Here is an 18,720-nt window from a genome sequence, read left to right as displayed (position 1 = left end):
GCGGGCGCGACCTGCAGCGCCGTCGTGGCAAGCGGGTAGTTGTACGGCGTGATACACAGTACCGCGCCGATCGGCTCGTGTTTGACGATCGCCTGCCACCCCTCGTGGCCGGCCGTCGATCCCTCGCAGTACTCGCCCTTGCTGACGATATTGCGCGCCTCCTCGGCCGCTCGATCGAAGCGCTCGGCCGCCTGACCGATCTCGCCGCGGGCCGACGAGATCGGTTTGCCGGCCTCCCGGACGATGACCTCCGCGATCTCCTCTTCGCGGTCGCGGAGTCGGTCAGCGATCGTTTCACACCACTCGGCGCGCTCGACGACTGTCGTCTCGCGCAGTTCCGGTTTGATTTCGTGGGCAGCACGCAGTGCAGTTCTGGCCTCCTCCGGTCCCGCTACAGCTATCTCACCGACGGCACCACCGTCTGCGAGATCGTCGACTCGAAGCGTCTGACTTGTATTGATCCACTCTCCGGCGACGTAGATCTGTCTGGTAGCTAATTCCGATCTTGTTTCGATATTCATAATCATCGTATTATGTTTCTATTCAGGTGTCTGTTCTATGACGTCCTCGAGCCTACCGATTAGGTCAGTGCTTCCGAAATAGGCGGGGACGTGCTGATGGAGTTCCTCAGGGTCGACGTCGAGGGACGACCCTAAGCCAGTCGTGGAGCGGCCGCCGGCGGTCTCGACGAGGTGTGCCATCGGATTCGCCTCGTATTGGAGCCGAAGATTACCGTTCGGACTGGACTCCCGCTCGGGATATCCGAGTAGTCCACCCTCGACGAGAAGGTGGTCGATATCGCCGACCATCGCGCCAGTGTACCGGAGTTTATACTCGTAGTTCAGGTTTCCCCAGAACTCCCTTATGAGGTTCGGCCACTCGCTTGTCGCCCCTGCGAATCCGCAAATTCCGTCCTCGTCGGGAAAGACCACAGGGGTGGTGTCGACTATTTCACCGCCATCGATCGTGTATCGAGTTACTTCGCCGTCTACGGCGGCTGTCATCGTTGTCAGCGGTCCGTACAGGAGGAAGGCGCTGGCGATCAGGTCGCGGCCGCTAGCCGGGAGCGAGGCATCGTATACTCCAACTACCGTTCCGACGATGTTGTTCGATCGTAGATTCGACGACCCGTCGAGCGGGTCGATAGCAACACTGAACCCTTCGCCGACGTCTTCGACGGTTTCACGCTCCTCGCTGGCGAACGCACCGACAGCGTCGAGTGAGGTCAGTCGGTCATGAAACCGACGATCAATCACTACGTCGGCGGCCGATTGGGCGTCGCCGCTGGGGTTCTCCGTTTCGGTCTCTCCCTCCCTGGAGGCCGTTCGCAGCTCCTCGCGGACGGTTGGCGTCACCTCTACGAGGGCGTCTAAGATGGGACGTACGTCGGTCATCGATCCCACCCGCTCTCCGATTCGGCTCCAGTTTTCGTCCTGAATCGGTCCACCTGTGTCATGATAGCAACCTCTTCAAACGGGCGAAGAGGCCCTTCGATGGATCTCCGCCGAGCTGCTCAGTCGGCTCTTCGTTTCCCGAGTCCGTAGTAGCCTCGGCTTCCTTTGCGTCCGCAGTCTCGGTTTCGGTGTCAGTGCCGCCGATCTCGACGACGCCGGTTTCGCCGGCTTCGGCGCGTTGCACTGCTCGATCGATAAGCCCTTCCGGGTCATTGACAGCGTCTTTCACAGTTCCTTTAACGAGCGGCTTGTCCTCGAAGCGATCGCGGCTGACCGATGTATCTGCGGCGATGATAACGGCGTCAGCGGCCGCGATCTCGTTGTCCGTTAATTCGTTCTCGGCACCCATCGCGCCTTGGACCTCGACCTTGATGTCGTGGCCTCGTTCTTCGGCTGTCGTCTCGAGGTTCTCTGCTGCCATCTGGCTGTGTGCGATACCGGTCGGACATGACGTGACTGCAACGAGTTTCATTGTTCTATGAGTCGTTGTTCTGAATTCGTTCGAGTACCTGGTCTCTGGTGGCCGCTTCGAGCGCTCGAGTGGCCTGCTCGGCCGCCTCGTCGGTGTCGACCGACTCGACGGTCGCTTTCACCTCTGGCACGGTGACTGCGCTCATACTCAGTTCGTCGAGCCCCAGGCCGACGAGCAGCTCGGTCAGCTCGGGATCGCCAGCCATCTCTCCGCACATACCGATCCACGTGTCGTTCTCGTGGGCTGCCTCGACGGCCTGTGCGACGGCCCGTAACACGCTGGGCTGGCATGGGTCCCTGATGTCGGCAACATTTTCATTTTCGCGCGCTGCGGCCATAATATACTGAGTGAGGTCGTTGGTGCCCACACTGAAGAAATCCACCCGCTCGGCGAGTTCCGGAGCAGCGAACACGGCAGCGGGCGTCTCGATCATCACGCCGAGCTCGGGAACGGCGTAGTCGATGCCCTCCTCGTCGAGGGCAGCCGCGACCGCATCGACGGTTTCGAGCGCGGCGTCGAGTTCCTCGACCGTTGCGACGAGCGGGAACATGACGGACAGCCGACCGTCACTGTCGGCGGCGGCCCGGAGCAACGCACGGAGCTGCGCCTCGAAGAGGTCCGTGTCCGGACCGAGCGATCGGCGGATTCCCCGCTCGCCCAAGAACGGATTCTCCTCATCGGGCAGGTCGAGGTAGGGGATCGGCTTATCGCCGCCGACGTCGAGCGTCCGAACGACGATGCGACCGTCCGGGAACATATCGAGCGCCTCTACGTACGTCTCGTACTGCTCGTCCTCGTCCGGCGGTGCCTCGCGATCGAGGAACAGAAACTCCGTACGATAGAGACCGATACCGTCGGCCCCCTGCGCCTTGGCACCCTCGAGTTCGACGGGTTGACCGACGTTCGCGGCGATCTCGATCTCAGTACCATCGGCGGTTGCTACCGGCTCCTCTCGAATCTCCACCTCGTGGGTAGCCGACGCTGCCTCACGGCGTTCATCGGTGGGGTCGACGGCAATTTCTCCGTTTTCGCCGTCGACGACGACGGTCGCACCCTCGTCGATGTCGTGTAGTTCGTCACCGACACCGACCACGGCTGGGAGCGCCAGCGACCGAGCGAAGATCGCAGCGTGCGACGTGCGTCCGCCGGTGACGGTGGCAAATCCCGCGACGCGATCGGGGTCGAGTTGGGCAGTGTCACTCGGCGTGAGCCGCTCGGCGAGGACCACTGCCCCCTCAGGAAGGTCGCCGAGGTCGACTCGCTCGCCGCCGGCGATCAGTCGAATCAGACGGTCGCGGACGTCGCGAAGGTCGTCCGCTCGCTCGGCCATCCGTCCCTCCATGCCCTCGAATTGCTCGATCGGATCGGCGAACGCCTGCTGGACGGCGTATTCGGCGGGAAGACCGTCCTCGATCGCGCTCTCGACGCCGTCTTCGATCTGGGGATCGTCGAGGAACTGCAGGTGAGCGTCGAATATTTCGGCCTCCTGTTCCCCGACGCGCTCGGCGGTCCGCTCGCGTTCGGACTCTAACTCCGAGCGGGCGGCCTCGCGAGCGTCTTCGAAGCGATCGCGCTCGGTCGCCGGGTCGACATCTACGTTGTCGGGGTCAGGAAGGTCGACGTCCGGACTGTACCAGACGACCGTCCCGATGTTCGAGCGGGGTGTGGCGCCGGTGCCGGTGAGAGTTCGTCGGGACATCTGATCAGGTGTTTAGGTGTTTGCGTCGGCGAGTTCGTCCTCAGGGGTTGTCAGAACCCGTTCGAGAGCGTCCAACGTTGCCTCTTCGTCGGGACCGTCTACAACGATTCGGATATCCTCGCCGCTCTCAACGCCGAGGCTCGTAACGGCGATCATGCTACCTGCAGGGGTGAGATCGTCCTCGTCGACGCGACCGATCTCCACGTCCGATTGATGATCGTTAACCGCCTCGACGAACTTGGCGGCCGGACGGGCGTGGAGGCCGGCCTCGGGGACGACCGTGACGGTGCGTTCGGTACTCATGCTACCGCCTCCTTCAGAACGTCTTGTACCTCCTCGGGCGTTTCCGCGTCGTAGAGATCCTCGCGGACCTCGTCGTGCATGAGTGCCCGCGAGAGAGTGCTCAGGATGGCGAGGTGATCGTCCGCCCCTGATTCGGGGACGAGTATCATGAAGATTAGCTGTGCGGGCTCGTCGTCCATCGCCCCGAAGTCGACGCCCTCGTCCGAACGAGTGAACGCCACCGACGGTTGCGTGACGGCGTCCGTTTGGGCGTGAGGAATCCCGATTCCCATACCGACGCCGGTCGTCGTTTCCTCCTCACGAGCGAGTAGTGCCTCTAAGGCAGCCTCCCGATTCTCAACCCGCCCTGCATCGACGAGTAGGTCTAGCAGGTACTCGATGCAAGCCTGCTTGTCGGCGGGCGGCGGGTCGAGCGTGATGTGTTCGGTCGGGGCGAGCGTATCGATTCGGTCTTGTGAGAGTGTATCTGCCATGATAAACGTATGATCTGTGGGCTTAATAGTTACGGGGAAGTTAGCTTGCGATGTCTCAGTCGTCGGTTTGTGTTGCTGCCTGGGCACTCGTCCCTGCTTCGGTGTCGACATCGGCGACCGTCTTCTCGAAGTCGGGCTTGATGACCGTTGCAACTGCTGCGGTCACGCCCGTTCCGAGTACGATACAACCGAGGAAGGCCAGCGGGCTGTTCGACAGCAGGAACACGAAGATACCTCCGTGGGGCGCCGGCATGGTAACACCGATCCACATCGCGGTGGCGGCAGCGGTCGCGCTGCCGATCATGATGCTGGGAATTACCCTTAGCGGGTCGGCCGCTGCATAGGGGATCGCACCTTCAGTGATGAACGACAGGCCCAGTGGCACTGCTGCCTTCGCGTTTTCGTACATCTCGGCCGAGTACTTCTGGGGTGCGATGAAATTCGAAAGTGCCAGCCCGAGCGGCGGGGTCATACCGGCGATCATCACCGCTGCCATCGGCCCATAGATCTGATCTCCCACGAGCGCGACGGCGAAGACGTAGGCGACCTTATTGACTGGGCCACCCATGTCGAACGCCATCATCGCGCCGAGGATCGCGCCAAGCAGGAGGGCATTTGCGCCCTCCATGTTCTCGAGGAACGTCGTCAACGCGTCGTCGGCGATCGCAATCGGAACTCCCAGTCCAACGATCACGAGCGGGGCCAGCAGTGCTGTCGTAACCACAGGGATGATCAGCACCGGCATCATCGGCTCGATGAAGGATGGGACTGTCCACCCTTTCATCCAGCGGGCGACATAGCCGGCGAGGAGACCGGCCACCAGTGCGCCGAGGAAGCCGGCGACGGCACCGTCGGCCTGGAAGCCGACGATCTCACCGGCGGCTTCGATGATGTTCTCTTGCTGAATCGCCCACGAGAGGATGAACCCCGGCGCGAGTCCGGGCCTATCTGCGATGGCGTAGGCGATGTACGCCCCCAGGATAGGGATCATGATCGTCAGACCGAGGACGCCGATCTCGGCCATGTACCACGCGAGCGATCCGGTTTCTTCGAAAACCGTCTCGGTGGTACCAGCGGTGAACGGCAGCTCGGCGACCATGAACGCCACCGCTAAGAAGATACCCCCGATGGTGACGAACGGAATCATGAACGACACGCCAGTCATCACGTCCTCTTTGACGGAGGTGACGTGGGACCGAAGCGCGCGTTCTGCTCTGTCTTGCCTTGCCATACTTCGGATAGGAATCCCACCCATTGTTCAAAAGAATTTTCGAATCCGATTGTTTCTGACCGAATATTATCGAATTAATTCCTGCGCGTTCAGAGGGTATCTGCGTATTTAAGCACTATCGACCGTCGATTGCCACTAAAACCGCCGTTCATAGAATGGACAAAATACACATCAGTTGTGAAAACTAGGGGCGGGTAATCGAGAGAACGATCACAACCAAACACCCGGAAAGGAGATGTGACTTATCGGGTCGATACGGACACGCGATCGATCGCTTCTGCCACGTTGTCGAGCGGTGGGACATCTGTACCCGGTACGGAGACGACACGCGATGCGACGGCCACGCCCGTCCGGAGTGCCTCCTCGTCCGTCGCGCCCCGATTACGTGCAGAGAGAATGCCCGCAAGCATCGAGTCGCCGGCACCGACCGTGTCGACGATATCGGCATCCAGCGCTGCCGCATGCAGGCACTCGTCCGGCGTCGCCATGATGGCACCGTCGGCGCCCAACGATGCAATAACCCGATCGTAGCCACTCTGGCGGAGCTGTTCGATCGCTTTCTGACACTCCTCTAGCGAACTGACCGACTGTCCCGTCGCTGTGGCGAGCTCTTCGCGGTTGGGTTTGCAGAGCGCGTAGGACGCGTCTAAATCGTTGAGTACATCTCCGCCAACGTCAACGACGGTTTGCCAGTCGCCCGCTCGGGCGATCTGGTCGATGGCCTCGGGACCGAGACCCGGCGGGAGACTACCACCGACGACGACTGTATCGGGGTCGTAGCGCTCGATAATCTCGAGGAGATCGTCGATCGCGCTCGTGTCGACCGTCGGTCCATTGTGGTTGATCTTGTACTCGGCATCGTCGGTCAGAATCGTGGTGTTGAGTCGCGTCCGACCTTCGATCTCGACAAAGTCGCCGGTGATCCCCTCGTCGACCAAGCTGTCGCGAACGAATTGGCCCAAGAAGTCACCGACGACACCGGTCGCGACCGTTTCCGTATCGAGTTCAACGAGATACTTCGAGACGTTGATCCCCTTTCCGCCGGGGTCGACGCGCGCGCTATCGGTCCGTGCGACCGCAGAGGGTTCGGGGAGATCCTCAACCTTGAGCGTGTGATCGACTGCAGGGTTGAGCGTGACTGTCAAAATCACTGTTAAGTTCCCTCAATGAGATCCACGTTGGCGGTTTTCAACGGTTCACGCTGCTCGTCCGAGAGCGTCGTATCGGTAATAAATGCGTCCAAGTCTTCGAAGTCGGCGAATTTCACGAAACTTTGTTTACCCAGCTTGGATCCGTCGGAGACGAGTACGATACGTCCCGAGTTCTCGATCATGAGCGATTTCAGCCGGGCTTCGTCCTCGTTCGGAGTCATCAGTCCCTCCGACGGTTCAATCGCGTTTGTGCCGAGAAACAGGAGATCGAAGTTGGTCCGCTCCATGAATCGCTCCGCACTCGGTCCGGTGAGCGCGCGAGTCTCATGACGGAGCGATCCGCCAGTGAGTTTCACTTCGTCGTTCCGGTTGCCCAGCTCCATCGCTAGAACCGGCGAGTTAGTGACGGCGAGGAACGAACGATCCTTCGGGATGTTTTTGGCGACCTGCATTGTCGTCGATCCCGAGTCGAAAAACACGACCTGATTATCAGTGATCTCCTCGACTGCTCGCTCGGCGATCGCCATCTTGCCGTCGAGGTTCTGTACCTCCTTCTGGCCGTAGGTCTGTTCCTCCCCAACGGTCGTTGCCGGCACTGCACCGCCGTGAGATCGCTCGATCAACTGCCTCTCTTCGAGATCGTTGAGATCGCGACGGATCGTCGCCTTCGAACAGTCCATCTCTTCGGCGAGTTCGGCGACGGAACACTCGCCTCGCTCGGAGACCAGCTCGACGATCTCGCGTTTTCGCATTGCCGGTAACATAGGTGTTTGCTTACGAACGGATAACACGGTGGCGTTCATATTCCTATCTGATTGTGATCGCTTTTGATTGCCTACTGTCCAACAGCCGTCAGAGACGGCTTCGGCGATGACGCGGCCGACATGATCCTTCGACCAATCCCGCTGTTCACCAATCCCGTCCACTGACGTGGTCTCAACCGTCAAGTACCTCGTCCGCAGCCGCACCCTCGAAGACGATTGCTTCGAGGGCGTCGAGGATCTGCTCAGGATCATCACGCTGCCAGACATTACGACCGACCGCTAAACCACTAGCGCCAGCGTTCATCGCCGTCTCAACCAATGACAGGAATTCGCTATCGTCGGTCTTGGAGCCGCCACTCAGGACGACGTTCACGTCACCTGCTGCGTCCACTGCGTTAGCCATTGCTTCGCCGCTTCGCGGGTACTTTACCTTCGCAATATCCGCACCAAGCTCGAGCGCGATCCGAGTCGCATAGGAAATTATTTCGGGCTTGCGGTGCTCTTTTACAGCCTGCCCACGCGGGTACGACCACATCGCCACTGGAGTATCGTGCTCGCGGGCCGATTCCTGTATCTTCTGGAACTCCTCGAACATCTCCGGCTCGCGATTGGTCCCTGGATATACCGTATATCCCACGGCGTCAGCGCCGAGTTCCAGCGCGTACTCCACCGAGCACGTCTGCGGCGAATACGGTTCGCCCATCCAGAGACTACTGGTGCCGTTGAGTTTCGCCAGCAGGTTCACATCGTCATTGTAGGAGGGGTAATACGTCTCTGCAAGCCCCTTCTGGACTGCGAACCCAGTCACTGCATCGTGAGTTGCCATTTCGAAGACCGTCTCCGGATCAAGCCGCTCAGGGACATCCGCGAAGGCAGCCGGCCCGTGTTCTAGTCCGTGATCGTGGGCGAGGATGATTGACTTCCCGTCCTGTACAATCGGAGTATTATCAAGTGATCGCATCCAATCTCAATCAGAACCGAACACGTGTAGGGACTAAATACTACTGTGTATGATTTATCTCTACCAAAATTGTGTGGAACATATGTTAGCCAAACAGTGGTATGTGGATTGGACGAGAAACATCCGGTACTAATTCGCTCAAACACGATCGGAGTCTCGAGGTTGACCACCATGATCAGAAGGGAAAAGGGTATTCAAAAATAACTTAGATATATGACAATTCCATATGCCTAAACTGAGTGAAGTTTCCTCCATATTGCGTTGGCTACCGGGTCATTCTGCCTCCGCTAATTCGCTACGAACAACAGACCGGATCCGGTTCTCTAGGTCGCCACTCTCCTCAATATCTAGTTTTGGAAGTAGACAGCCGGCAACGGCTGGGGAAGTGTTCACCGAGGACAGAGGGACAATGTTCGAAGAGAGCTGTCAGAATGCACTTCCATCACTGGTCCCCGAGACGGACAAGAGGATTGGCTACTGGTGGCACCACTATCACGAACTCAACGTCGTTGATCTCGCAAGTGATGGAACGATCGTCGCTGGCGAATGGAAGTATACGTTCAGTCAGATGACGAAGGTGACCTCATCGATCTCGAGTGCAGTGCTGCACAGAGACAGTGGACGCCACCGGATGGGTCCGAACTCGAGTATCACTACTGCTGTTTCCGTCGATCGGGGTTTTCCGACGACTTACAGGAGATAGCCACGGACCGCGACGATATATCGTTCATTTTTCATGACGATCCCGCTCTCTCGGTGCTTCTCTTGCTCAACGGCTGCGATAGAACGGTGACCGTTCACTGTCCCCATGAGATGGATTTGCTGGCGGGCCGAGGTGGCGCTTCCGGATCACGCATTGTCGGCTGATCTCGTGGTTCAGGCTGGTCGCGCCAGTTGCCCGACGGATAGTTCTCGTCCTCGGCGCGGCGCTGCTGTTCCTGGAAGACCTCGGTGACGTGATCGTCGCCCTCGCTCGCATCGTCTTGGATGGCCGACGGCAGGCTGGTACGAAACTCATTTGCTTCAAATTGGTTGTCCTCGCCGGCAGGCGCGCCCAGCGCTAGGTCTGCCCGTCCTGATCCTCGGACGATGTTCTCTCGGATCACGTTCTCCGATGGCTCGTCAACGGTAGGATAGGCTGCAATCCCAAAATTTGGGTGACTATCGACGATGTTGTCCTCGACGAGATTATCGTTTCCACCCCAGAGGAGGATGCCAGTGCCAAACATCGGATACGTGTGTTGCTCAGTGGGGGCGTTCTCGTTGCCATTGTCGTAGACGACGTTGTTCACGATGTGTGAGGAATGCTGGGGTGGGTCAATCGTATCTAACGTGTTCGGAACGATACCGGCCATGTTATGCCGCCAGATCGAATCTTTGATCGTTAGATCCTCACCCGTGCTGGTCCCCGAGTACCCCAGACCGTTATACTCAGCGACAACGTCGGAGATCACCGCCTCAAACGGTTGGTTACGGCCGAGATAGAACCCAGCATCGGGATGACTCGACGCGTAGCTGTACTCAAATCGGCCGTCACGTGAGCGATAGGCGTAAATCCCGTAGTAGCCGTTGTTGTACGCTGTCAGGAAACTCCCCCGGAATCCGTCGACGTCGTTCCAGTAGACGGCGTTATTTCGAAAGTGCCGTACAGTAAGGTTCTCGACAGCGACCTCATCGGCTTCGACGAGTATCCCGTCTTCTTGCTCGAACCCACCGTCGAGGATAACCCTGTTTCGGTTGTGACCGCGCAGTGTTATCCTGGGTGTCCCGATCTCGATTGCCTCCTCGTATGTGTCTTCTTCGAGAAGTACGAGGTCGCTCTCCTCGGCAACATCGACGGCGTCCTGTATGGTAGGTTCGTCGGTAGGGACCCGAATCGTGTCGTGGTCGTCCGCGCTGTTCCCGTCGGTCTGTCCGGCGACTTTCTCGGGTATTCCGGCTAGTCCGACCAGACCTGCCGTTCGAACGAACTCTCTGCGATTCATATCTCGACGTTCGCGGTCTGAACGTTTCGTGCTTGGGGGCTATTTGATTGGGACTAGAGTCGGCGCTAGTTGCGAAATAACTGCCCAATCTGACATATGCCGCACTCACAACCTTCAGGAGAGAATGAAGAGGATGCCGGTGAGAGCATTGCGAAAAAGCGGGATATCTCGTTGATCTCCTCGAGACCCTCATCAGTCGGCAGCCCGTCACCGGAAATGAAAAACCTGCACAGGAAACCATCGCCTCTCCGTTGGAATCCTCCGGACTTGCCGTAGAAATAGGGGAATCTAACGCAGATGAGCTTCGGGACCAGCCGGGTAGTTGGCATCGACTTTCGCCTGAATTTCCATTTCGACTGCGCTTTGACCGTCGGTGTCTCGTTGACGACGTCTCTGTTCTCGTCCTGTGCTCTCTCCTGTTCGTTGTTCATCGACCGTAACGACCTTACCGCTAGCGTTGCTACCTGCTATTGGTATCACTAGGATCGTGATACCTCGAAGGCGCTCATTCAGCGTCTTCTTCCGACACTAAAATTCCTCCAGCCGCAGCTGTACACACCCAAATGTTCGCCGTGAATATCACCTGGAATCCATATCAAACATACATTATCTATATCAAATTTCACCTGCCAGCGAGAAGGCTGGCAGTGTCTCGGGTACGGAAACGAGTAAGGAGCTATCCTATTTATCTATCTATACAACTATTCCCGATATTATACTAACATATTTATTACCTTATCTGAGGGAGGGATGTGTGGTGCTAGACCAAGGAAGGAGAACGACTTCCGGGTAGCACCAAGCGGTAAGGGGGACAAGAATGTCAAACGTAACAGAGTTACTGATCCGTCATCAGCGCATCGTACTCGCTTTGGTAGCGCTTGCGGTGCTAGCAGTCATCGCCACGGGAGGCGTAGCCGCCGAGGGATTGGAGACAGGTATTGGAGCAGCGTGCGAGAACGCTGGAGATCACGCTGCACAGCACGACCGTGCGGCTGATCCGGCACACTCGCCTTGGGATGCTTGTCCCGAACCCTAACAACTGACTTTCCCAATCTTTCTAATTTATATAGAATGATAATCTGACTTGTTCCAGTTACTGAATCGAAACCGAAGTCAGAGATAGAGCGTCGAATAGCTCAATAGTGGATCCGGGTTCACTTCCGCCTTCACTCGTGGGCGTTCGCTCGACTACAAGGGCGCATCGAGGACAAGGCGACCGAGGAAGCCATCCTTGTCGAGTACGTGAATCCAGCGTACACCAGTCAGACGTGCCACTCGTGCCACCGTATCGGTCGGCGAGATTCCCAAGCCGAGTTCCAGTGTCCGAACGGCAACTGCCACGTATCGACGTTTCAGGCCGATATCAACGCTTCCGCGAACATCGCACGACGGGTTGACCCGTGGGGAGAGAGCGTCCCGCTTGACAAGGCAGAACGCAATGACTCGTCACGAGATGGGAGCGGTAGTGACACCGCCACGACTCACCGTGAGACGAGCGCACCAGCGCAGATGACGCTCACGGCGTTCCAAGAGTCGGAACCCTCTACCAGTGACGACTGACTGGTATTCCCCATGCGAGGGAAGCCTTGCCATTTACGGCGAGGAGGATGTCACTCCAGTAGTAGCCACCACTATCAGAACATTTGCCGCCTCAAAACCAATCTGCCACATTGTCTAGCCGTCGACGTCTAGCTGCCCAAGATCTGGATCTGGCGTGGTGATTGACTCGTCGATCACAGCTTGCTCATCGATATCGATCTCCCGTCTTTTCAGAGAATAGTATTCACAGGCGGTCAAGGCAAATGCTCCGGGGTCGTTCGGAAGACCGTTGGTCTTCCGTAATGACGAGACACCGAAGGCGTCTCGAACCACTTGACCCCGAGGCGATTCATCAGCACGACGACCAGCGAGGGGCAGTTAATCACTTGGCTGCAGGTAGTTCTGTGAATCGGTCTTTGTAGTGTAGACGTTACCTTGGATGCGGACTTCATCGCGTTCAAGCACCTGATCACTGACGCCCACGTTCCTGATGGACCGGGTAAGCCGCCAGAGCGGCCGGATATTGCAAAGCACGAATCCGACAACGATGAGCGCAAATCCGGCGATGGTCGCTATGGTGATTTGCTCACCGAGGAGGGTTGCACCGAAGATCGTCGCTACAACGGGTGATGCGTAGTTGATGAGGCTGACGTTCGTTGCACCGATTCGATTCAGCAAGGTGAAGTAGAGGAGGAACCCGCCTGCTGTTGCGAAGATGCCGAGGTACGTGAGGGCGGCTGCTGCTGACGGCGTCCACGTCACGGTCCGGAACGATGCACCTGAATAGGTGTAGGCAGTGACATGGAGGAATACCGCGCCAGTAATCATCGACCACGCGTGGAGGGACAGTGCTGGGAGAATCGCTGTCCAGCGTTCCGTCAGTACGGAGCCAAGCGCGAAGACGATTGCGGATGCCAAGAGAAGTCCAACACCGAGGAGTTGTCCATCAAAGGACCCACCAGCAGTTGCGATAGCGACCACACCGACAAGCCCGGTACAGAGACCGAGGACGTCTGTGCTGTAGATGCGTTCTGCTGGGAGGATTCGGATAGCGATGACGGGTGTGATGATCGGTGTGAAACTGAGGACGATCGCAGCGACTCCACTTGTGACGTAGCTCTGGCCGATGAAGGAGAACGCAAAGTGCGCTCCGATGACGAGAATTCCGTTCGAGAGGATGAGAGCGATGTCTGCTTTAGTGCGGGGAAGCCATTGAATCCGGCTGAGTAGGACCGCTCCCACGAAGATGAACGCAGCGATATCTAATCGGGCCGCTGCGAAGAGGAGTGGAGGAATGGTTTCTAGCCCGATTTCGATCGCGGTGAAGGCTGTTCCCCAGACGAATGCGAGCGCGCCAAACAACAACACGTCTTCTGCCTTTGTCATGTTATCATTGTGTAATATGTGGCTGGTTCAAAGTCAGTGTCTTGTCTATACGGGGCTCAACTAAACGGTTTACGGGAACCCTGATAACACGACCCAATAGCTATATGTCCATGTGAGTCATTCCTCAAACATAGGCGACCAGGCAAGAGTGACAGACAGGTGATATCATCCCCGCCGTAAACAGCGAGGCTTCCCCTACGAGGGGAATCCAATCTGGCAGCGCCCATAGATTTCCGGTGGAATAATCGCAAGACAGCGATGGGATTATCAATCGAACGACCGGGGAGGGGTGCTTTCGTTCGATAATCGAACGTCAGGTGGTCCATCGGTGAGATTCATGTACAACTAAACTGGTGGCGATTAAGAAAATCAATCGCCAATTGATACGACCCCTTTATGTTCTGTGAGGATACGCGTGCTGAATATGGAGGGTGCATACAGCACAAGGGGTGGGTTGTTTGGAACGTCAGTTCTGAACCGACTACTCCGTGATCGTCAATAGCCAATGCCACCTAATTGAGTGACAATTGATTGCCGGTCAGTCAGGACGATTCCTCGATGAACGTGATCACCTCGGTGATGAACCGGTCCGGTGCGGTGTGCATCGCCATGTGTTGTTCTCCCTCGAAAACGGCGATCCGGCTGTTGGGAAGCGATTCGTTGACCGCTTTCGTCGCGTCTTTGTATAGTGGGGGGCTCTCGCTGCCGGACAACAGCAACGTCGGTATAATCATATCTGCGAACCGGGCTGGCTCGAACTCATACTCGCTAATCGCCTCTAACTCACGGGGGAGTGTATGAGCCGCGGCGACCATCTCCTGCCAGACCGGTGCCGAACGAAGCGCGTCAATCTTGTCCGGCGGAAGACCTGCGATGTCATGCATGAACTGGACGAGCGCTTGCTCACTCTCATCGCGCTCCACCAGCGCTCTCATTTCAGTGAGCTCCTCGGCGATGTCGAGTTCGTTGTCGACGACCTGAATCGGTGGTTCGTACAAGAGGAGGGAACGGAGGTTGTCGGTTCGCAGGGCCGCCTCCAGCGAATAGAGGGCGCCACCGGAGTGGCCGAGCAGCGTCACCGGTTCGTCGATGGTCTCGACGACTGCCGCCACATCCTCAGCCTCGCGTTCCAGTTTGTACTCGGCGGCGTCGCCGCTCTCGCCGCGTCCTCGGCGTTCGATGGTGTAGACTGTGTACTGGTTGGCGAACGCAGAACGGACTCCCCCTTCTTCCCAGAACTGGAGGATGTCGCCGTTCCCGTATACGAGTACGATCGGTGGCCCGCTCCCGGTTCGCTCATACGCAATCGGCGTGCCATCTGCCGACGTGACCGTTTCCATCGTTCTTCGGCTCGACGGGTCTCCGGGCAGTTCGACGACGCCGAGTTGCTGCATAAGGCCGAACAAGTCGGGCTGAACCCACCGCTCGACGATTTTCCCATCTTCCATCCGGAAGAACGCCGTCGCCGAGTATTCAACCTCCCGTCCCGTCGGTTCGATGCCCAGAAACTCGCCATCGTGCGTTCCTCGATCAATCGCCCACAGTGCCACAGTATCGTCCTCAGCGACCAGCTTCTCAGCGGTCGCTGAGAAGCCCGAAAACGCGCCGTGCAGGGATTTGGCTCGTTCTTTGATTGGTTCACGGCCTCGGGTCTCGCCCATCAGAGTGTGGTCAAGTACGTCCTCAGCGAAGAGGTCATCAATGAGGTTGATGTTTCCCTCGGTCACCACTTCGTCTAATAGCCGGCGGACAATCTGTTTGTTTGACTCGGTTTCGGGTGTTGCTGCCATAGTTTCCTCCTTCTGATACACCCACCTCGACAGGTCCCGACCTCAACGTGGCCTCGTAGTGGGCGTAAGTTACAGCTACGTCGCGCATCACGTTAGCTGTTACCGAACACTACAGACAGTAGGGAGAACACCGGTAGATCGACACAAGCATACGGCTACATCATCCCGGGACTTACAGTCCTGTTGCACCCGCTGGCGGACTTTGTTCGGCAACAATAGCCAGCCGAGGTCATACTCCCACGATCACGCTACGGCGATTTCTACGTCCAGGGTTACGTCCTGCTACAGTGCGAGATTCGCGCGCTGTATTCAGCACGGGCCTACAAATTCATCAAAAACTATCAGATGAGGCCGTATTCAAACCCTCGAATTCGGCCGTCTCACGCCTCAAAGGTCGATTCGTTCGACGGTCGAACGAGAGCCTGCAGGTTTCAGTCCGAGTAGGCCTCGAGTGTCATCTGCAAGGATTTCTCGCTCGTCTCGTGGTGGGCTGTGGCGCTGTCACAGGCGCTCCCGTTCCGTGGCGAGTCATTGCGTTCCGGTTCCCAAGGAACGCTCTCTCCCCACGGATCAACGCGACCAGCGATGTTCGCTGCTGTGTTGATATCTGCTTGGAACTTAGTTACGTGGGAGAATGATCGGTGGAGAGCGTAGTCGAGTGACGCAATTCCCCACCCGGTCTAAAGGCCGGGGTTCCATCGCTGTTTAAGATGGATTGAGGTTAGTCCTGCAGTTGAGTATGTGTCTTTGAGACGGATTACGGAACGTTCGATAATCGTTCTTCGAGCTCTTCCGTCGTCGTCCACGAAAAGCACTGGTTCAGTGATTCGAGGTGGACGAGGGAATCGGTTATCACACCACTGTACGACGGCGTGCGACCGCCGAGCTCGGACTCTAGATACGACTCGAGGTCCCACGTCGAGATATCCAGTCCGTGGTCACGAGCCCGTTCAGCCAGTGCTGTAAGTTCCTCGTCGAGATTAGCAGCATGATATGCTAGTTCGACGGCCCGAGCGAGTATCGCATCTCGTGTTGTGAGCAGGGAATCATCATCGTACTGTTCGTCCTGCGCCCGAGGGAAGAGATATGTGCGGGTGAGCAACGCCGGGCGCTCAACGCGTCCAAACTCGGCGACTGCCCCACCAGTATCGTGTTCGAGAATCAGTGGAATCGAATCCGCGTAAAGGGCGTGCAGAAAGAACTTCACTTTGAGGTCCGGGATGTCATCAGACACATCAAGGTCGGGTTGCGTGGCGAGCAGGTACGCATAGGCATCGTGCCGGTGGTTCAGCACGTCAAGTGCCTCATCGAGACGATACTTGAACGGTGACTCGTAACTCCCCAACACGAAATACGTCGAATGCGGGCCAAAGAGATGCTCGTGTCGATCCCTCATATAGGAGAGGAGTCGTTCGCTCTCTACTGGATCGAGGTCTAAGCCGTAGAGGATGTCGTTCAGAATGACGTCCGTGAGTTCATCCGTGTTCTCCGGTATCTTCGTCATACTAACTAATGTGGTTATATTGCCTAATAACCATACTGGTCTAACGTAGGGAAGTTAACCCTCCATGCTTATGTGACCCGGCACCGTACGTCCAGTCACCATGGCCGACATCTCTACGAATTCCAAACCCGACAACGAGGAAAATCCCTTAGAGCGGCAGCGTGAGCTGATGGAGCTGCTGTCACAGGAAACTCGACACAGCATCATTCAGGTACTCGTGGGGCACCCGAAAATCCTCGCGTCGGCGGCTGAAATCAACCATTTCGTTCCGAGTAAATCGAAAAAGACCGTCGAGGAGCAGTTAGATGTGCTCGTTGACGCGGAGATTCTCGCAATCTACGAGTATCCCCCAAACAAGGAAAAGCGCGGCTTGCCGTGGAAATTCTACGGCTTCACCGAATATGGTGCCGGCGTCCTCGGGGATTTCAACTATCTCAAGGGCGTCCCGATGGCGCGAGCCGTTCACCAGCAAACGCGAAAGCCCGAGAAGATTGAGCGACACGAAATGGCCCCACGACCGCCCCTCCCAGAATCGATCCGCGCGACGTTCCGACTCGACGAAGAGACTGAATAACAGAGCTAGTCTGGAACTGGTAGGTACCTCAGCAGGCAGTTCGCAGTCGTACTGATCGCTGAGGTGGCGAGATCCATTATCTCCACAACAAGACGGCCGCTTACAACGAAAGCGTATGCCGTTTCGCACTCCTCGTATGGGCTCTCGTGAACCGCCTCGGGGTCAAGCCCCGAGGCACTCGCCTTGCTTATCTGTAGAACCGGCGAACCGGGCGTGCGACCCGATCGTTCTCCGTGTGATGAAAATGAACGTACGCTGGAGGCCGGTCCGGAATCTCGTCACGAGTAACGTTCTTGTCTCGTTTCCTGTAAATACCGAGTACAGCCTATGGGGCTGTTCCACGATGCTGAATTGACTAACTTTTGACTTCAGTTTCGTCGTTCGTCGCTGGAACCGTATGGAGCTGTCCGCGAAGGTATTGCTCGCCCCGGTAGGTCATCTGATACTTTCCCCGCTCGATCTTTTCGACGAGCCCGTGTTCGTCTAGCTTGATCAGGCGACGGTTTACTTCTTTTCGACTGAATCCAGTGTTGTAGGCGATGATCGACGGCGTCAGGATCAGCTCTGCGTTGTGAAACACGCTGAGGATCTCATCGTCCATCGGCGTCATCCAGTCGGCTGGCTGCCGAATCTGGGCCGGTTCGCTCAGCAACACCTGCGCCCACTCTGCAGTCCGTAGATCGTTCGCTACGGGGTCGTAGAGACCGAGGACAACCAGAAGTGCAGCGGCCCCGTGGATCCAGTGAACGAGCGACGGCGCGAACAATTCAGCGACTGGTCCGCCGATCACAGCGAGGACTAATCCGCCGACCGTTACGAGCACGAACCGACGGTACGCTGTCACCGATGACTCGAGGGAGAGGAAGTAGAGGAGTTCGAGAGCGACAACGATCCCGACCACCAGATTGTATTCGACGAACGGAGTTAATCCTTCCACGATGCCTCACCTACTGGCCGATTCTGCCGAAGTTGGTGGTGGCGAACTATGAGCAGTCCGAGGAATATCGCGACGATTGTGTTCGCCGCGCTTCGGAGCACGTGGAGGATCAGCAGATCCGGTCCAGTGATGAGCAACAGTGTGTGATATACTGTCAGCGCGACCATTATGAGAGAAAGGAGAGCGATTGCCGTCCCGAAGGGGGAGTTTCGGAAAATACCCCACGATAGGAGCGCGAACACTCCTGCCCCGGTACCAGCGATAATCGCGAAGGGAACCTCGAGGAGGTGAACGATAGAGTGTTCCACACCGTGGGCTTGGGTACCAGTATTGGTTAAACTGTGGCCTGGGATTTCACCGGTGAATCAAATGTATATTATCTGCTATCATTGGCAGGATAGGGTGGAAGGAGTCTCGGCTACTCGACAGCGACCCTCTCTCTTCGTCGGTGGTAATGATTCGTGAAGCCGTCCTCACCGATTGGACAGACCGCGCTA

18 protein-coding genes and 3 pseudogenes are annotated in these 18,720 nt (G+C 57.4%); 3 read left to right on the top strand and 18 right to left on the bottom strand.

Annotation, left to right across the window (positions count from 1 at the left end; all coding sequences use genetic code 11):
- The 10 genes from LDH66_RS22820 to LDH66_RS22775 all read right to left on the bottom strand — a co-directional run.
- The coding region (locus LDH66_RS22820; protein WP_226483374.1) for an aldehyde dehydrogenase family protein at window positions 1–521 on the bottom strand (521 nt) is incomplete at its 3' end.
- Between the two features lie 18 nt (window positions 522–539).
- Window positions 540–1,394 carry a class 1 fructose-bisphosphatase gene (locus LDH66_RS22815; protein WP_226483373.1) on the bottom strand — a complete coding sequence of 285 codons (855 nt, stop codon included), beginning with the start codon at window positions 1,392–1,394 and terminating at the stop codon, window positions 540–542.
- A gap of 58 nt (window positions 1,395–1,452) precedes the next feature.
- Window positions 1,453–1,926, bottom strand: a complete 474-nt coding sequence (locus LDH66_RS22810; protein ID WP_226483372.1) for a PTS fructose transporter subunit IIB — start codon at window positions 1,924–1,926, stop codon at window positions 1,453–1,455.
- Between the two features lie 4 nt (window positions 1,927–1,930).
- Window positions 1,931–3,625 carry a phosphoenolpyruvate--protein phosphotransferase gene (gene ptsP / locus LDH66_RS22805; protein WP_226483371.1) on the bottom strand — a complete coding sequence of 565 codons (1,695 nt, stop codon included), beginning with the start codon at window positions 3,623–3,625 and terminating at the stop codon, window positions 1,931–1,933.
- A gap of 12 nt (window positions 3,626–3,637) precedes the next feature.
- Window positions 3,638–3,928, bottom strand: coding sequence for an HPr family phosphocarrier protein (locus tag LDH66_RS22800; protein ID WP_226483370.1), 291 nt, complete (start codon window positions 3,926–3,928; stop codon window positions 3,638–3,640).
- On the bottom strand, window positions 3,925–4,401 hold the full coding sequence (locus LDH66_RS22795; RefSeq protein WP_226483369.1) for a PTS sugar transporter subunit IIA: 477 nt from the start codon (window positions 4,399–4,401) through the stop codon (window positions 3,925–3,927). The genes LDH66_RS22800 and LDH66_RS22795 overlap by 4 nt, the downstream gene beginning before the upstream one ends.
- Window positions 4,402–4,456: 55 nt before the next feature.
- Complete coding sequence (locus tag LDH66_RS22790) at window positions 4,457–5,632, bottom strand: PTS fructose transporter subunit IIC (protein ID WP_226483368.1); 1,176 nt, start codon at window positions 5,630–5,632, stop codon at window positions 4,457–4,459.
- A 242-nt stretch (window positions 5,633–5,874) separates the two neighbouring features.
- The gene (gene pfkB / locus LDH66_RS22785; RefSeq protein ID WP_226483367.1) at window positions 5,875–6,783 is read right to left on the bottom strand and encodes a 1-phosphofructokinase; all 909 of its coding nucleotides are present in this window, start codon (window positions 6,781–6,783) and stop codon (window positions 5,875–5,877) included.
- Between the two features lie 2 nt (window positions 6,784–6,785).
- Window positions 6,786–7,547, bottom strand: coding sequence for an HTH-type transcriptional regulator GlpR (glpR, locus tag LDH66_RS22780; RefSeq protein ID WP_226483375.1), 762 nt, complete (start codon window positions 7,545–7,547; stop codon window positions 6,786–6,788).
- Between the two features lie 172 nt (window positions 7,548–7,719).
- Window positions 7,720–8,508 carry a class I fructose-bisphosphate aldolase gene (locus tag LDH66_RS22775; protein WP_226483366.1) on the bottom strand — a complete coding sequence of 263 codons (789 nt, stop codon included), beginning with the start codon at window positions 8,506–8,508 and terminating at the stop codon, window positions 7,720–7,722.
- A gap of 388 nt (window positions 8,509–8,896) precedes the next feature.
- Between LDH66_RS22775 and LDH66_RS23170 the strand changes: the two are divergent.
- A pseudogene (locus LDH66_RS23170) lies at window positions 8,897–9,252 on the top strand (DUF234 domain-containing protein); the annotation flags it as partial.
- Window positions 9,253–9,305: 53 nt separating this feature from the next.
- On the opposite strand, the gene LDH66_RS22765 reads toward LDH66_RS23170, so the two are convergent.
- A complete protein-coding gene (locus tag LDH66_RS22765) occupies window positions 9,306–10,493 on the bottom strand; it encodes a right-handed parallel beta-helix repeat-containing protein (protein ID WP_226483364.1) in 1,188 nt (395 codons plus the stop codon).
- A 65-nt stretch (window positions 10,494–10,558) separates the two neighbouring features.
- The gene (locus LDH66_RS22760) at window positions 10,559–10,924 is read right to left on the bottom strand and encodes a hypothetical protein (RefSeq protein ID WP_226483363.1); all 366 of its coding nucleotides are present in this window, start codon (window positions 10,922–10,924) and stop codon (window positions 10,559–10,561) included.
- A 730-nt stretch (window positions 10,925–11,654) separates the two neighbouring features.
- On the opposite strand from LDH66_RS22760, the pseudogene LDH66_RS22755 reads away from it, so the two are divergent.
- Window positions 11,655–12,053 (top strand): annotated as a pseudogene (locus LDH66_RS22755) (transposase); the annotation flags it as partial.
- A gap of 357 nt (window positions 12,054–12,410) precedes the next feature.
- Here the strand turns inward: LDH66_RS22755 and LDH66_RS22750 are convergent.
- From LDH66_RS22750 to LDH66_RS22735, 4 genes and pseudogenes are all read right to left on the bottom strand, one after another.
- Entirely contained in the window at window positions 12,411–13,418 is a 1,008-nt protein-coding gene (locus LDH66_RS22750; RefSeq protein ID WP_226483362.1) for a DMT family transporter, read from the bottom strand.
- A 542-nt stretch (window positions 13,419–13,960) separates the two neighbouring features.
- Window positions 13,961–15,208 carry an alpha/beta fold hydrolase gene (locus tag LDH66_RS22745; protein WP_226483361.1) on the bottom strand — a complete coding sequence of 416 codons (1,248 nt, stop codon included), beginning with the start codon at window positions 15,206–15,208 and terminating at the stop codon, window positions 13,961–13,963.
- A gap of 431 nt (window positions 15,209–15,639) precedes the next feature.
- A pseudogene (locus tag LDH66_RS22740) lies at window positions 15,640–15,837 on the bottom strand (RNA-guided endonuclease TnpB family protein); the annotation flags it as partial.
- Window positions 15,838–15,965: 128 nt separating this feature from the next.
- A complete protein-coding gene (locus LDH66_RS22735) occupies window positions 15,966–16,712 on the bottom strand; it encodes a DUF8170 family protein (RefSeq protein WP_226483360.1) in 747 nt (248 codons plus the stop codon).
- Between the two features lie 100 nt (window positions 16,713–16,812).
- On the opposite strand from LDH66_RS22735, the gene LDH66_RS22730 reads away from it, so the two are divergent.
- Window positions 16,813–17,286 (top strand): ArsR family transcriptional regulator, encoded by a 474-nt coding sequence (locus LDH66_RS22730; protein ID WP_226483359.1) that lies wholly within the window; start codon window positions 16,813–16,815, stop codon window positions 17,284–17,286.
- A gap of 355 nt (window positions 17,287–17,641) precedes the next feature.
- Here LDH66_RS22730 and LDH66_RS22725 read toward each other — a convergent pair whose 3' ends face one another.
- Window positions 17,642–18,223 (bottom strand): ArsR family transcriptional regulator, encoded by a 582-nt coding sequence (locus LDH66_RS22725; protein ID WP_226483358.1) that lies wholly within the window; start codon window positions 18,221–18,223, stop codon window positions 17,642–17,644.
- Window positions 18,211–18,531 carry a hypothetical protein gene (locus LDH66_RS22720; protein WP_226483357.1) on the bottom strand — a complete coding sequence of 107 codons (321 nt, stop codon included), beginning with the start codon at window positions 18,529–18,531 and terminating at the stop codon, window positions 18,211–18,213. Before LDH66_RS22720 ends, LDH66_RS22725 begins: the two co-directional genes overlap by 13 nt.
- Window positions 18,532–18,720 lie beyond the last annotated feature (189 nt).

The sequence above is a fragment of the Natrinema amylolyticum genome (assembly GCF_020515625.1).
Classification (GTDB): domain Archaea; phylum Halobacteriota; class Halobacteria; order Halobacteriales; family Natrialbaceae; genus Natrinema; species Natrinema amylolyticum.
This window is presented reverse-complemented; position numbering and strand designations above follow the sequence as displayed.